13 protein-coding genes are annotated in these 13,310 nt (G+C 72.4%); 4 read left to right on the plus strand and 9 right to left on the minus strand.

From position 1 onward, the window contains the following. Positions 1-3: 3 nt before the first annotated feature. The 4 genes from ACFYZ3_RS05635 to argC are packed head-to-tail and all read right to left on the minus strand — an operon-like array spanning position 4 to position 4,302. Positions 4-1,212, minus strand: a complete 1,209-nt coding sequence (locus ACFYZ3_RS05635; RefSeq protein ID WP_388514205.1) for an acetylornithine transaminase — start codon at positions 1,210-1,212, stop codon at positions 4-6. After that, positions 1,209-2,129, minus strand: coding sequence for an acetylglutamate kinase (gene argB / locus ACFYZ3_RS05640; RefSeq protein ID WP_388514207.1), 921 nt, complete (start codon positions 2,127-2,129; stop codon positions 1,209-1,211). Before argB ends, ACFYZ3_RS05635 begins: the two co-directional genes overlap by 4 nt. Then, positions 2,126-3,277 carry a bifunctional glutamate N-acetyltransferase/amino-acid acetyltransferase ArgJ gene (gene argJ, locus ACFYZ3_RS05645; RefSeq protein ID WP_388514209.1) on the minus strand — a complete coding sequence of 384 codons (1,152 nt, stop codon included), beginning with the start codon at positions 3,275-3,277 and terminating at the stop codon, positions 2,126-2,128. The genes argB and argJ overlap by 4 nt, the downstream gene beginning before the upstream one ends. After that, on the minus strand, positions 3,274-4,302 hold the full coding sequence (gene argC / locus ACFYZ3_RS05650) for an N-acetyl-gamma-glutamyl-phosphate reductase (protein WP_388514210.1): 1,029 nt from the start codon (positions 4,300-4,302) through the stop codon (positions 3,274-3,276). Before argC ends, argJ begins: the two co-directional genes overlap by 4 nt. Before the next feature lie 133 nt (positions 4,303-4,435). Between argC and ACFYZ3_RS05655 the strand changes: the two genes are divergently transcribed. Continuing rightward, a complete protein-coding gene (locus tag ACFYZ3_RS05655) occupies positions 4,436-4,900 on the plus strand; it encodes a hypothetical protein (RefSeq protein WP_388514211.1) in 465 nt (154 codons plus the stop codon). Here the strand turns inward: ACFYZ3_RS05655 and ACFYZ3_RS05660 are convergent. Next, positions 4,890-5,414 (minus strand): AAA family ATPase, encoded by a 525-nt coding sequence (locus ACFYZ3_RS05660; RefSeq protein WP_388514212.1) that lies wholly within the window; start codon positions 5,412-5,414, stop codon positions 4,890-4,892. The two genes, ACFYZ3_RS05655 and ACFYZ3_RS05660, sit on opposite strands and share 11 nt — an antisense overlap. A 75-nt stretch (positions 5,415-5,489) precedes the next feature. Next, positions 5,490-7,964: an alpha-L-arabinofuranosidase C-terminal domain-containing protein gene (locus ACFYZ3_RS05665; RefSeq protein WP_388514213.1), complete on the minus strand. Its 2,475-nt coding sequence runs from the start codon at positions 7,962-7,964 to the stop codon at positions 5,490-5,492. A gap of 142 nt (positions 7,965-8,106) precedes the next feature. Here ACFYZ3_RS05665 and ACFYZ3_RS05670 point away from each other — a divergent pair, with 142 nt between their 5' ends. Further along, positions 8,107-8,571 carry a DUF6314 family protein gene (locus tag ACFYZ3_RS05670; protein WP_388514215.1) on the plus strand — a complete coding sequence of 155 codons (465 nt, stop codon included), beginning with the start codon at positions 8,107-8,109 and terminating at the stop codon, positions 8,569-8,571. Here ACFYZ3_RS05670 and ACFYZ3_RS05675 read toward each other — a convergent pair. Continuing rightward, on the minus strand, positions 8,534-9,154 hold the full coding sequence (locus ACFYZ3_RS05675) for a histidine phosphatase family protein (RefSeq protein ID WP_361010652.1): 621 nt from the start codon (positions 9,152-9,154) through the stop codon (positions 8,534-8,536). The genes ACFYZ3_RS05670 and ACFYZ3_RS05675 overlap by 38 nt on opposite strands. A 158-nt stretch (positions 9,155-9,312) precedes the next feature. Further along, complete coding sequence (locus ACFYZ3_RS05680) at positions 9,313-10,836, minus strand: PLP-dependent aminotransferase family protein (protein ID WP_388514217.1); 1,524 nt, start codon at positions 10,834-10,836, stop codon at positions 9,313-9,315. Here ACFYZ3_RS05680 and ACFYZ3_RS05685 point away from each other — a divergent pair. Together ACFYZ3_RS05685 and ACFYZ3_RS05690 are read left to right on the plus strand one after the other, a co-directional pair. After that, positions 10,751-11,677 carry a DMT family transporter gene (locus ACFYZ3_RS05685; RefSeq protein ID WP_388514218.1) on the plus strand — a complete coding sequence of 309 codons (927 nt, stop codon included), beginning with the start codon at positions 10,751-10,753 and terminating at the stop codon, positions 11,675-11,677. The two genes, ACFYZ3_RS05680 and ACFYZ3_RS05685, sit on opposite strands and share 86 nt — an antisense overlap. Before the next feature lie 41 nt (positions 11,678-11,718). Then, positions 11,719-11,913 (plus strand): DUF1918 domain-containing protein, encoded by a 195-nt coding sequence (locus tag ACFYZ3_RS05690; protein ID WP_003977235.1) that lies wholly within the window; start codon positions 11,719-11,721, stop codon positions 11,911-11,913. A gap of 30 nt (positions 11,914-11,943) precedes the next feature. Here the strand turns inward: ACFYZ3_RS05690 and ACFYZ3_RS05695 are convergent, their stop codons facing one another. Further along, on the minus strand, positions 11,944-13,203 hold the full coding sequence (locus tag ACFYZ3_RS05695; protein WP_388514219.1) for a glycoside hydrolase family 10 protein: 1,260 nt from the start codon (positions 13,201-13,203) through the stop codon (positions 11,944-11,946). Between the last annotated feature and the right edge of the window lie 107 nt (positions 13,204-13,310).

Consider the following 13,310-nt stretch of genomic DNA (forward strand, 5'->3'; position numbering starts at 1 on the left):
GTCTCATTCTCCGGATCGTCCGTCCCCGTGGGCCGTCTCGGCGGCCTGGTCAAGGATGCCGGGCAGCGCCCCGAGGAACGCCTCCACCACGTCGTCGCCGAGGTTCAGCGCGGGCATCAGCCGTACGACATCGGGTGCGGGCGCGTTCACCAGGATTCCGGCGTCCTGAGCCGCCTGCTGCACCTGGGCGGCGAGCGGCTCGGTGAGCACGATACCCAGGAGGAGTCCGGCGCCCCGGACGTGGGCGACCAGCGGGTGGCCCAGGCCCTCGACCCCGCCGCGCAGCGTCTCGCTCTGCCGCTTGACGTTGTCCAGCAGGCCCTCGTCGGCGATGGTGTCGAGCACCGCGAGTCCGGCGGCGCAGGCGACCGGGTTGCCGCCGAAGGTGGTGCCGTGGTGGCCGGGCTGGAGGAGGTCGGCGGCGCGGCCGAAGGCAACCGTCGCGCCCAGCGGCAGTCCGCCGCCGAGGCCCTTGGCAAGGGTGACGACGTCCGGCAGGACGCCCTCGTGGGCCTGGTACTCGAACCAGTGCCCGGTCCGTCCGACGCCGGTCTGCACCTCGTCCAGGACGAGCAGCGCACCGGTGGCGGCGGTGATGGCGCGGGCCGCCTTCAGGTAGCCGGGGGGCGGGACGACGACGCCGTTCTCGCCCTGGATCGGCTCGATGATCACCAGCGCCGTCTCCTCGGTGACCGCCGCGGCCAGGGCCTGCGGGTCGCCGTACGGCACATGCGTGACGTCGCCGGGCAGCGGCAGGAACGGCTCCTGCTTGCCGGGCTGGCCGGTCAGCGCCAGCGCGCCCATGGTGCGGCCGTGGAAGCCGCCGTGGGTGGCGACCATGTGCGGGCGGCCGGTCAGCCGGCCGATCTTGAAGGCGCCCTCGTTGGCCTCGGCCCCGGAGTTGCAGAAGTAGACCTTGCCGTCGCGGCCGAAGTGCTGGAGCAGCCGTTCGGCGAGCGCGACGGGCGGTTCGGCGATGAAGAGGTTGGAGACGTGGCCGAGGGAGGCGATCTGACGGCTCACCGCGTCCACCACCGCCGGGTGGGCGTGGCCGAGCGCGTTGACCGCGATGCCGCCGACGAAGTCGAGGTACTCCGTGCCGTCGGCGTCCCACAGCCGGGCGCCCTCGCCGCGTACCAGGGGCAGGCGCGGGGTGCCGTAGTTGTTCATGAGGGTGCCCTGCCACCGCTCGGTCAGCTCTTCGTTGCTCACGACTCCCCCTGTTCGTCGGGCACGACCATCGTGCCGATCCCCTCGTCGGTGAAGATCTCCAGCAGGATCGAGTGCTGGACCCGGCCGTCGATGACGCGGGCGGTGGTGACGCCGCCCCGTACGGCGTGCAGGCAGCCCTCCATCTTCGGCACCATGCCGCTGGAGAGGTCGGGCAGCAGTTTCTCCAGCTCGGACGCGGTGAGGCGGCTGATCACCTCGTCGGAGTGCGGCCAGTCCTCGTAGAGGCCCTCGACGTCGGTGAGGACCATGAGAGTCTCGGCGCCGAGCGCAGCAGCGAGTGCCGCAGCCGCCGTATCAGCATTGACGTTGTAGACATGGTGGTCGTCCTGGGAGCGGGCGATGGACGAGACGACCGGGATGCGGCCGTCGGCGAGCAGGGCCTCGATGGCGCCGGTGTCGATCTCGGTGATCTCGCCGACCCGGCCGATGTCGACGAGTTCGCCGTCGATCTCGGGCTGGTGCTTGGTGGCGGTGAGGGTGTGCGCGTCCTCGCCGGTGAGGCCGACGGCGAGCGGTCCGTGCTGGTTGAGCAGCCCGACCAGCTCGCGCTGCACCTGCCCGGCGAGCACCATCCGTACGACGTCCATGGCGTCCTCGGTGGTGACGCGCAGGCCGGCCTTGAACTCGCTGACGATGCCGTGCTTGTCGAGGGCGGCGCTGATCTGCGGGCCGCCGCCGTGCACGACGACGGGCTTGAGACCGGCGTGCCGCAGGAAGACGACGTCCTGGGCGAAGGCGGCCTTGAGGTCCTCGTCGATCATGGCGTTGCCGCCGAACTTGATGACGACGGTCTTGCCGTGGTGCCGGGTCAGCCAGGGCAGCGCCTCGATGAGGATCTGGGCCTTGGGGAGCGCGGTGTGCTTCCGCGTGGGTGCGTTGCTCGTTCCGTTGCTCATGAGGAGTAGGCGCTGTTCTCGTGGACGTAGTCGGCGGTGAGGTCGTTGGTCCAGATGGTGGCCGTGGCGTCGCCCGCGGCGAGGTCCGCCACGATGTGGACCTCGCGGTAGCGCATGTCGACCAGCTCGCGGTCCTCGCCGACGCCGCCGTTCTTGCAGACCCAGACGCCGTTGATGGCGACGTTCAGCCGGTCGGGCTCGAATGCGGCGTCGGTGGTGCCGATGGCGGAGAGCACGCGGCCCCAGTTGGGGTCCTCGCCGTGGATGGCGCACTTGAGCAGGTTGTTGCGGGCGATGGTGCGGCCCACCTGGACGGCCTCGTCCTCGGTCGCCGCGTTCACGACCTCGACCTTGATGTCCTTGCTGGCGCCCTCGGCGTCCCGGATGAGCTGCTGTCCGAGGTCGTCGCAGACGGTGCGGACGGCCTCGGCGAAGGCGTCGTACTCCGGGGTGACGCCCGAGGCTCCCGAGGCGAGCAGCAGCACGGTGTCGTTGGTGGACATGCAGCCGTCGGAGTCGACCCGGTCGAAGGTGACCCGGGTGGCGGCGCGCAGGGCGCGGTCCAGAGCCCCGGTCTCCAGGTCGGCGTCGGTGGTGATCACGACGAGCATGGTGGCGAGGCCGGGGGCGAGCATGCCCGCGCCCTTGGCCATGCCGCCGACGGTCCAGCCGTCCCTGCTGACGACCGAGGTCTTGTGCACGGTGTCGGTGGTCTTGATGGCGATGGCGGCCTTCTCGCCGCCGTGCTCGGAGAGCTGACCGGCCGCCGTTTCCACGCCCGGGAGCAGCTTGTCCATGGGCAGCAGTACGCCGATGAGCCCGGTGGAGCACACGGCGACCTCGCCCGCCCCCGTGCCGAGCACCTCGGCTGCCTTCTCGGCCGTGGCGTGGGTGTCCTGGAAGCCCTTGGGCCCGGTGCAGGCGTTGGCGCCGCCGGAGTTGAGCACGACGGCGGTCACCTCACCGCTCTTCAGCACCTGCTCGGACCACAGGACCGGCGCGGCCTTGACGCGGTTGGAGGTGAAGACGCCCGCGGCGGAGCGGCGGGGGCCGGTGTTGACCACGAGGGCCAGGTCGGGGTTGCCGCTCTCCTTGATCCCGGCGGCGATGCCCGCCGCCGTGAATCCCTTCGCTGCCGTCACACTCACGGCGCAACTCCGATCGTCGTCAGTCCGGTGGTCTCGTCGAGACCCAGGGCGAGGTTCATGCTCTGGACGGCACCGCCCGCGGTGCCCTTGGCCAGGTTGTCGATGGCGCTGATGGCGATGATCCGGCCGGCGGCGGCGTCGTACGCGACCTGCACCTGGACGGCGTTGGAGCCGTACACGGAGGCGGTCGCGGGCCACTGCCGCTCGGGCAGCAGGTGCACGAACGGTTCGTCGGCCAGGGCCTTCTCGTAGGCGGCCCGCACCGTCTCGGCGGTGACCCCGGGCTTCGCCTTCGCGGTGCAGGTCGCGAGGATGCCGCGGGGCATCGGCGCGAGGGTCGGCGTGAAGGAGACGGTGACCGGCTCCCCCGCCACCGCGCCGAGGTTCTGGATCATCTCGGGGGTGTGCCGGTGGCCGCCGCCGACGCCGTACGGCGACATGGAGCCCATGACCTCGCTGCCCAGCAGGTGCGGCTTGGCCGCCTTCCCCGCGCCGGAGGTGCCGGAGGCGGCGACGATCACGGCCTCGGGCTCGGCCAGCGACGCGGCGTACGCCGGGAAGAGCGCGAGCGACACGGCGGTGGGGTAGCAACCGGGCACCGCGATGCGCTTGGACCCCTCCAGCGCGGCGCGGGCACCCGGAAGTTCGGGGAGGCCGTAGGGCCAGGTGCCGGCGTGCGGCGAGCCGTAGAACCGCTCCCAGTCGCCGGGGTCCTTGAGCCGGAAGTCGGCGCCCATGTCGACGACGAGGACGTCCGGCCCGAGCTGCTCGGCGACGGCGGCGGACTGCCCGTGCGGCAGGGCGAGGAACACGACGTCGTGCCCGGCGAGCACCTCCGGTGTCGTCGCCGCCAGCACCCGGTCGGCCAGCGGCAGCAGGTGCGGTTGCAGCGCGCCGAGCCGCTGACCCGCGTTGGAGTTGCCGGTCAGGGCGCCGATCTCGACCTCGGGATGGGTCAGGAGCAGACGGAGCAGCTCACCGCCCGCATACCCACTCGCTCCGGCCACCGCCGCACGTACCGCCATGGAAATACCCTCCTCCTGGAGAGCATGACTATACGTGTCGCTGCACGTTTATGCAACGCGATGCGGTACGGCCTCGGCGTCCTGCCGCAGGCATCGGCTAGCCTGCCGCTTCCGGACTCCGAGCACCGTGGGGGTGGCTGTGCGTTCGCGGATCGTCGAGCTGGTCGTCGGGCTGAGGCCGTGGCAGCGCGCGGCGCTCGTCGTGTCCCTGTGCGCCCTCGCACTTCCCCTGTGGTTCGCCGCGGGGAACACCGACCGGTATCGCCACGGGCAGCCGGCCGTGACGGAAGGGTTCGTCGACTGCGAGTGGGACGGGCCGTGCCAGGGCGCGTGGAGGCTGGCGGACGGAAGCCCGGGCCGGGGCAGGATCGACGGCCTGGACTTCACCGCCGAGGAGGAGCTCATCGAGGACATCGCGCTCTTCGGCGGCCGCGACTGGGCGGTCGCCGACCGCGGGACCCTGCTCCGCCACGCGGTGGCCCAGTACACGGTGGCTGCGGCCGGCGCGGCGCTCGTCGTCTGGATCGCCCGGCGGCGCTCGAAGTACAACCAGGAGATGCGTTCGCTGAGGCAGCGCTACCGCAGCACTACGCCTTGACGGCCTCCGCGATCCGCAGCGCCGCCTCGGCGGGCGTGAGGTGCGTGGTGTCGACGACCTCGGCCTCGGCGTGCAGCCAGGTGCGGGCGGCCTCGGCGTACGGCTCGAGGTACCGCAGACGGAACGGCGAGTTCGGCCCCAGTACGGTGTCCCCCGCGATGCGCCCCCGCAGGGTCTCCCGGTCGGCGTGGAGGACGAAGTGCCGTACCGGGATCCCGTGCGCGGCGAGGCCGCCCGCGATCTCCCTCCAGTACTCCTCGACCAGGACCGTCATCGGCATCACCAGGGTGCCGCCGGTGTAGTCGAGTACCCGCCGGGCGGTCTCGACGACGAGCGGCCGCCACGGCGCCCAGTGCTGGAAGTTGTCCGTGTCGGGCAGCCCCGGCGTGATGTCCATGAGCGTCTCGCCGACCTTCTCGGCGTCGAACACCCGGGAGTCCGGGAGCAGCTCCTGCACCAGCGCGGCGGTCGTCGTCTTGCCCGCACCGTGGGTGCCGTTCAGCCATACGATCATGCGTCCCCACGCTAGCCCGGACCGACGACGCTGTGGTGCGGTTTCGTCGCCGGTCCGGGCTCGCGGGCTGCCGGGCTACCGCTGTCTGATCCGCAGGAACGTCACCGAGTTCGCCGGGAAGGTGTACGTGAACTCGCTCGCCACTCCCGAGAAGGTCGAGGTCACCGGGGTCACCGGGGTGTCCGTCTCGGTGTTGACCGCGTCCTGGTCGGCGGCCAGCGTGGTGACCGCGGCCCTGGGCGCCACCTTCGCGCCGCCGAGGTCGACGGCGGTGCGGGCCGCGGTGTCCTGGGCGTTGACGACCTTGACGATCAGCTCGCCGGTGCGGTCGTCGCGGGTGACGGTCTGGCGGAACGGCTCGGCCGGCTTGTCGTCGGTGAAGCTGCCCCACTCCTCGCCGTCGAGGTAGAGGGTCACCTGGCGGCCCCTGACCTTGACGTCGATGTCGTAGGCGCGGCCCGTCTCGATGGACCCGGCCTTGGACAGGAGCGTGGACTTGCCCCCGTCGGAGGCCTGCTCGACCGCGGACTGGGTGTTGTTCCAGCCGCCCAGGTTCCACCAGTAGTAGTTGCCGGTGTCCTTGACGCCGAAGGCGACCAGGAAGCCCTCCTTTCCGGACTTCTTCGTGGCCCTCACGTGCAGGTCGTAGTCGTGCCAGGCCGGGTCGCCCGCCGTGACCATGGTGTTCTCGGCCGCCGCGTCCGTCTGGACGTACTGGCCGTCCTGGACCGTCCAGCTGCCGGCGCCCGAGTGGGTCCACTGCGAGGCGTCGCCGGAGAAGTCGTCGGACAGGAGGGTCTGCCCGGCGGCCGAGGTCACCTTCACGTCGTCGTACGCCGCACTGGTCGCCCAGGTGGACAGGCCGACGCCGCCGGTGACGGGGCCGCTGACGGCGGGGGTGCCGGTGGCCGTGGAGGGGACGACGCGGTCTCCGGTGTTGTTCATGAACAGCTTCTGGACCTCGTAGTTCGCCGAGCCCCAGGACGCGTGGTTGTTGAACCAGATCAGGTCCGGGCTCCACTGCACGTAGTCCTCGTTGGACAGCAGCGGGGCGTAGGAGGCCAGCTTGACGACGTCGGCGTTGCGCTCCAGGCCGGTCATGAACGCGGCCTCGGCGAGGGCGTTCTTCCAGGCGTTGCCCTGGGAGGCGTACTCGCCGAGGAAGACCTTGGGGCCCTTCCTGTCGTAGGAGTCGTAGCGGTCGTTGTTCTGGAGGAACCACTGCGGGCTGTTGTAGTAGTGCTCGTCGACCATCGCGACACCGGCGTCGCGGTTGAGCTGCCAGGCGGTGTCGAAGGTGGCGCCGGAGTCGTCGGGGCCGGAGTTGGAGACGACGGTGATGTCCGGGTACTTCGCCTCGATGGCGGCGCGGAACTGCTCGAAGCGGGCGAAGAACTCCTTCGGGAGGTTCTCCTCGTTGCCGACTTCGAGGTGGGTGAGGTGGAAGGGCTCGGGATGGCCCATCTCCGCCCGTTTGCCGCCCCACTCGCTGGTGCGGGGGCCGTTGGCGAACTCGATGAGGTCCAGGGTGTCCTGGATGTGCCGCTTCAGCAGCGCGTCGTCGTCGACGGCCTTGTTCTGGCCGCAGCCGGTGACCAGGGCGGGCACCACGGGCAGCGGCATGGCGCCGATGTCCTCGGCGAAGCGGAAGTACTCGTAGTAGCCGAGGCCGTAACTCTGGTTGTATCCCCAGAAGTTGGCGTTGGTGGCGCGCTCCTCGACCGGGCCGATGGTGTCCTTCCACTGGTAGGACCGCTTGCGCTGCCAGCCGGAGTCCGCGCTGTAGTCCGCCATGGACCCGGTGTTGACCAGGCAGCCGCCGGGGAAGCGCAGGAAGCCGGGGTGCAGGGCCTCGATCTTCTCCGCGAGGTCCTTGCGCAGGCCGTTCGGCTGGTGCCGGTAGGTGTCGCGGGGAAAGAGGGACACCATGTCGAGGGCGGCGGGGGCGGTGGTGGTGACGGCGAGGCGGCCGCGGTTGCTGGTGCGGGTGGCGGTGAAGGTGGCCGTGTACTTGCGCCACTGCCCCTTCGCCGCCACCTGGCGCGCCTTCGCGAGGGTGCCCGCGGCGTCCGTGAGCGCCACGGTGAGGGTGGCGCCCTGCTCGGCCCGGGACCAGACCGAGAAGTCGTACCTCTCGCCCTTCTCGACCCGGATGCCGGTGTTGTAGCCCGCGTTGGTCACGGTGGAGCCGGCGGCCAGGGAGAGGTAGTTGCGGTTGCGCTCGTTGAGGCGGCCCCCGTCGTTCACCACCTCGGCCGTGCCGTCGGCCGCCCACGCGGTGAGCGGTGTGTACGAGGCGTTGTCGGCGGTGGAGTACTCGAAGGACCGGTTCTGCACGAGTTCGGCGTACAGGCCGCCGTCGGCGGCGCGGTTGATGTCCTCGTAGAAGACGCCGTACATCGTGTCCTCGATCTCGGGGCCCCGGTCGGACGGGTCGACGGTGATCGTGTAGTCGGCGACGGCCTCCGCATGTGCCGGGGACGGCAGCAGCGCGGATGCCGTCAGGAGGGCGGTGACGCTGAGACCGAGTCTCCAGCGGGTGCGTGACATGGATACTCCGCGGCTCTCACCAGGTAGTCGTTCGGGATATCGGACATTGGTCAGCACTTCGAACGGCAAGATAGGGAGGGGGTCGCGGCGCGTCAATGGGTCGCGCGGCAACGAGTGGGCCGGAGCGGGAAAGCGAGTGGAAATGGGCGAGTTGTGGCCGGTGCCCGACGTACTGGCGTACCTCGCGGGGCGCTGGCGCACCGAGCGGTCGGTGCGGGACCTGGCGGGTGGCCTGGAGGGCCGCTTCGAGGGGCTCACGTCCTTCGACGCGGTCGACAGCGGCGGGCTGATCGGCCGGGAGTCGGGCGCCTTCACCTGGCAGGGCGTGACCCGGCCGGCCGAGCGCACGCTGCTGTACGAGCCGGGAAACGGGCCGGAGAACGGGCCGGGCCGGGTGGACGTGCGTTTCGCGGACGGCCGCCCCTTCCACGGCCTGGACCTGACCTCGGGACACCATGTGGCCGACCACCCCTGCGCCGCCGACCTCTACCGGGGCGAGTTCACCGTCCGGGGCCCGGACCGCTGGCGGACCGTGTGGCGGGTGGGCGGCCCGGCCAAGGACCTGCTGCTCACAACGGATTACCTTCGCGAAACGCCGGATGCGTAGCGCCCTGGTCCGGCGCGCCCTCGAAGCGGAGGCTCCAGCGGCCCGCGCGGCCCGTCACGGTGGTCGTCGACAGCGGGCGGACGTCCAGGTTCCAGTACGTTCCGGGCGGCGCCTTCAGCGCGTAGACCAGCGCGGCCCGGATCACGGAGGGCTCGGCCACGGCGACGATCCGGTCACCGTCCTCCCCGGGGCGGGTGTCGAGCCAGCCGCCCACCCGGGTGATGAAGCCCAGCAGCGACTCCCCGCCGTGCGGGGCCGACCGGGGATCGGCGAGCCAGGCGTCCACGGCCGCCGGTTCACGGGCCATGGCCTCACCGAGCGTCAGGCCGCGCCACCGGCCCATGTCGCAGTCCCGCAGGGCCAGTTGGGACAGCGGCGCGCAGCCGAGGGCGTCACCGGTGGCGCGGCTGCGGGGCGTGGGCGAGCAGTAGCGCAACTCGGCGGCGGCAAGCGGCAGCAGGTCGCCCGCGGCGCGCAGCGCCTCGTCCCATCCGGCCTGGTCCAGCGGCCGCTCGTCGTCGAAGCGCTCGGCGAGCAGCGGTGAGCTGCGCGCAGCCGCGACGAACGTGACCCGAAGCGCCATGCGGTGATGGTGGAGCCGGAAGGTGTCCAGGTCAAGGGGTGTTACCTGTGGGTCACCCAGGGTGTGCCACGGCTCACCGACCGAAGGCGAGCGCCATCGGCCGTGCCGGGCTGCTCGCAGGGCCGGTGACGGCGCGTCGACCGGATGCCGGGGCCGCCTCAGCCGCCCCACACCTCCTGGCAGGCGGTGCGCAGGCGCCGTACCCCTTCCGCGATCTCCCCGACGTTCGCGACCGCGGCGAAGCTGAGCCGGAAGTGGGCGGCCGGGGGTTCGGCGCTGAAGTACGGGCGGCCCGGGGTGATCGCGACGCCCGCGCGCAGGGCGGCCGAGGTGAGGGCGGTCTCGTCCGTGCCCTCGGGGAGCCGGGGCCACAGGTGGTAGCCGCCGGAGGGGACGTGGGCCAGGGAGATCTCGGGGAGCCGCAGCCCCAGGGCGGACGTCATGGCGTCCCGGCGGGCCTTCAACTCGGCGGAAACGGCGCGCAGATGGCGCGGCCAGGCGGGTGAGCCGACGAGTTCCAGCGCCGCCTCCTGGAGCGGCCGGGGCACGAAGAAGGTGTCGACGATCTGAATGGCGCGCAGGCGTTCGAGGACCGGCCCGCGCGCGGCCAGGGCGCTCACCCGGAAGCTGGGCGAGGTCGCCTTGGTCAGCGAGCAGACGTGGACGACGACGCCGTCCGGGTCGCCGGCGGCGAGCGGGGCGGGCAGCGGGCCCGCGTCCTCGTGCACGAGCCGGCGCACGAAGTCGTCCTCCACGACGAAGGCACCGGCGGCCCGCGCGATGCGCAGCACCTCGCCGCGCCGCTCGGGGGCGAGCACGGCGCCGGTCGGGTTCTGGAACAGGGGCTGGCAGACGAAGACCCGGGCGCCGGTCGCGCGGAAGGCGTCGGCGAGCAGGGCGGGCCGTACGCCGTCGGCGTCCACGGGGACCGGCACCGGACGCAGCCCGGCCGCCCGTGCGATGGCCAGCATGCCGGGGTAGGTCGGGGACTCGACGAGCACGGGGGCGCCGGGCGGGGCGAGCGCGCGCAGGGCGGTGGCCAGCGCGGACTGGCCGCCCGCGGTGATCAGCACCTCGGCCGCCGTGATGGCGCCGCCGATGCCGCGCGCGAACCACTCCCGCAGCTCCGGCAGCCCCTCCATCGGCGGCCGGCCCCAGGCGCCGGGCCGCCGTCCGGCCCTGGCCAGGGCCGCCGCCATCGCCCGCTCCGGCTGCAACGAGGGGTGCAGGTACCCGCCGTTGAACTCCACGACGCCGGACGCCGGGGCGGCCAGCGAGACCAGCACCCCGGAGGCGTCCACCGAGCGCGGTACGAGGTCGGCGGCGCCGTCGGCGCTCAGCGCCACCTCCTGCCAGGAGGTGTCCCCGGCGGGTGCGGCCGAGGGGCGCGGCCGGGCACGGAAGGCGCCGGCGCCGGGCCGGGTGACGACCAGCCCCTCGGCGGCCAGCTGGGCCAGGGCGCGGGAGACCGTCACCGGGCTCACATGGAACCGGTCGACGAGGGCACGGCTCGACGGGAGCTTTCCGCCGGGTGAGTAGCGGTCCAACTCTCGCCGCAACACGGTCACCAGGTCAGCGACGCTGCTACGCTCTTGCATGAGAGCACAGAGTAGCGCTACCGCACCGTCCCGGATAGCAGTCGGCGCCGCCGACGCGGACACCGGCGGCGCGTCCTTCGGCACCGTCCAGGCCGCCCTCGGTGTCGTCGCCTTCTCCCTCACCTTCCCCGCCACCGCCTGGGGTCTGGAGGGCTTCGGGCCGTGGTCCCTGATCGCCGTGCGCAGCATCCTCGCCGCCGCGGTCGCCGGAGCCTGTTTGGTGGTGCTGAGGGTGGCACCGCCCGAGCGGCGGCACTGGCTGGGCCTGGCCGTGGTGGGCGCCGGGGTGGTCCTCGGCTTCCCCCTGCTCACGACGCTCGCCCTGCAGACGTCGACCACCGCGCACGCTGCCGTCGTGGTGGGCCTGCTGCCGCTGACCACCGCGCTGCTGTCCGCGCTGCGCGTCGGCACCCGTCCCTCGCGCACCTTCTGGATCGCGGCCCTGGCGGGAGCGGCGGCCGTGATCGCCTTCACGGTGCAGCAGAGCGGCGGAGCGCTGACCTCGGCCGACGCCTATCTCTTCGCGGCCCTGCTGGTGTGCGCCGCCGGCTACACGGAGGGCGGCCGGCTGGCCCGGGTGATGCCGGGGTGGCAGGTCATCGGCTGGGCGCTGGTGCTGTGCCTGCCGCTGACGGTGCCGATGGCGGCGGTGGCACTGTCCTTCGAGCCGGTGCACCTGACGGCGCACGCCGTGACCGGGCTGCTGTGGGTGGCGATCGGTTCGCAGTTCGTCGGCCTGGTCGTCTGGTACCGGGGCATGGCGGCGATCGGCATCCCGAAGGCCAGCCAGTTGCAGCTGGCCCAGCCGCTGCTCACACTGGTGTGGTCGGTACTTCTCCTGGGCGAGCGCCTGCCGGTGGCCGCTCCGCTGACGGCCGCGGCCGTACTGGTGTGCATCGCGGTCACCCAGCGGGCCAGGGGTTGACGCCCGCCCTCGGGCCGCACACAGGTGAGGAGGCCTCACGGATGCACGCAACCAAGGGCGACCAGCTGGTCCAGCACGGCCGGGTGGTCGGTGAGCACGACAAGGTCGCGGAGATCGTCGAAGTGATGGGCGACAAGGGCACTCCCCCGTACCGGGTCCGGTTCGAGGACGGGCACGAGGCCGTGTGCTCGCCCGGTCCCGACTCGGAGATCCGGCACAGGGAGACCCAGCTGTAGCCCAGGGGCCGCACCCCTACGCGGGAGCGGTCAGCGCGGGGCGGCGGCCGGCTGCGTGTAGTGGTCGGCGGCCAGCCGCGTCATCGCGCCGCCGCGGTCGTCGGCGACGTCCTTGGCCGAGAAGTAGACGTGCCCGCGGACCTCGGGGTACCGCGCGGCCAGCGTCAGGTGGCGGGAGAGTTCGGCCGGGTCCTGCCAGGCGGCGGGCTGCGCCGGGTCCCCGGACTTGTACAGCGCCTCGCCGATGTAGAGCTGGGTGCGGCTGCCCCGGGCGGTCTCGGCCCACCAGGGCAGCAGCTTCGCGTAGTCGGCGCCGTCCAGGCCGATGTTCCAGTACAGCTGCGGCACGACGTAGTCGAGCCAGCCCTCGCGCACCCACTTGCGGGTGTCGGCGTACAGGTCGTCGTACGTCTGCACGCCCGCCCGGGTGTCCGAGCCGCGCTCGTCGGTGGCGGCGTTGCGCCACACGCCGAAGGGGCTGACGCCGAAGCAGGCGGCCGGCCGGACCTCCTTGACGCGCTGCGCGGTCTCGCGCACCAGCCGGTCGATGTTGTCCCGCCGCCAGTCGGCCTTCGTGGCGAAGCCGGTGCCGAACGTGCCGAAGGTCCCGCCGTCGGCGAAGCTCTGGCCCGCCACCGGATACGGGTAGAAGTAGTCGTCGAAGTGGACCCCGTCCACCGCGTACTTCGCCACCGCGTCCATGATCGCGTCCTGGACGAACGCCCGGACCTCGGGCAGCCCGGGGTTGTAGTAGAGCTGCCCGCCGTACGGCACCACCCACCCGGGGTTCTTCCGCGCGGGGTGGGAGGAGACGAGGCGGGCCGGGTCGTCGTGGGTGGCGACGCGGTACGGGTTGAACCAGGCGTGCAGGTGCAGGCCGCGGGCGTGGGCCTCCTCGACCGCCGTGCCCAGCGGGTCCCAGCCCGGGTCGCGCCCCTGGCTGCCGGACAGGTACTGCGACCACGGCTCGTGCGCCGAGGGCCACAGCGCGTCGGCCGTCGGCCGCACCTGGAGGATCACCGTGTTGAGGCGGTGCCGGACCGCGTTGTCGAGGTGCTCGATCAGCTCCGCGCGCTGCTCGGCGGCGCGCAGCCCCGCGCGGGTGGGCCAGTCGCGGTTGGCCACGGTGGCCAGCCACATCCCCCGCATCCCGGCGGCGGCACTGCGTGCGGACGCCGGCTCGGCGGCGCCCCGGGCGGTGGACGCCGCGGACACCCCCGTAGCCCCGGACACCGCCGTGAACGCCGACAACGCCGCCACCGTGAAGGCACGGCGCGAGACACCGCCCATGGGAAGACCTCCTGAACGCTGTGGATCCGTACGGTCACGGATCGTGTACGGGGCCTCAGCATGCCCGACCCGGGAGACGGAACCGTGACCATTCGGGGGTAACGTGC

Source organism: Streptomyces sp. NPDC001599 (assembly GCF_042893535.1).
In the GTDB taxonomy this organism is placed as follows: domain Bacteria; phylum Actinomycetota; class Actinomycetes; order Streptomycetales; family Streptomycetaceae; genus Streptomyces.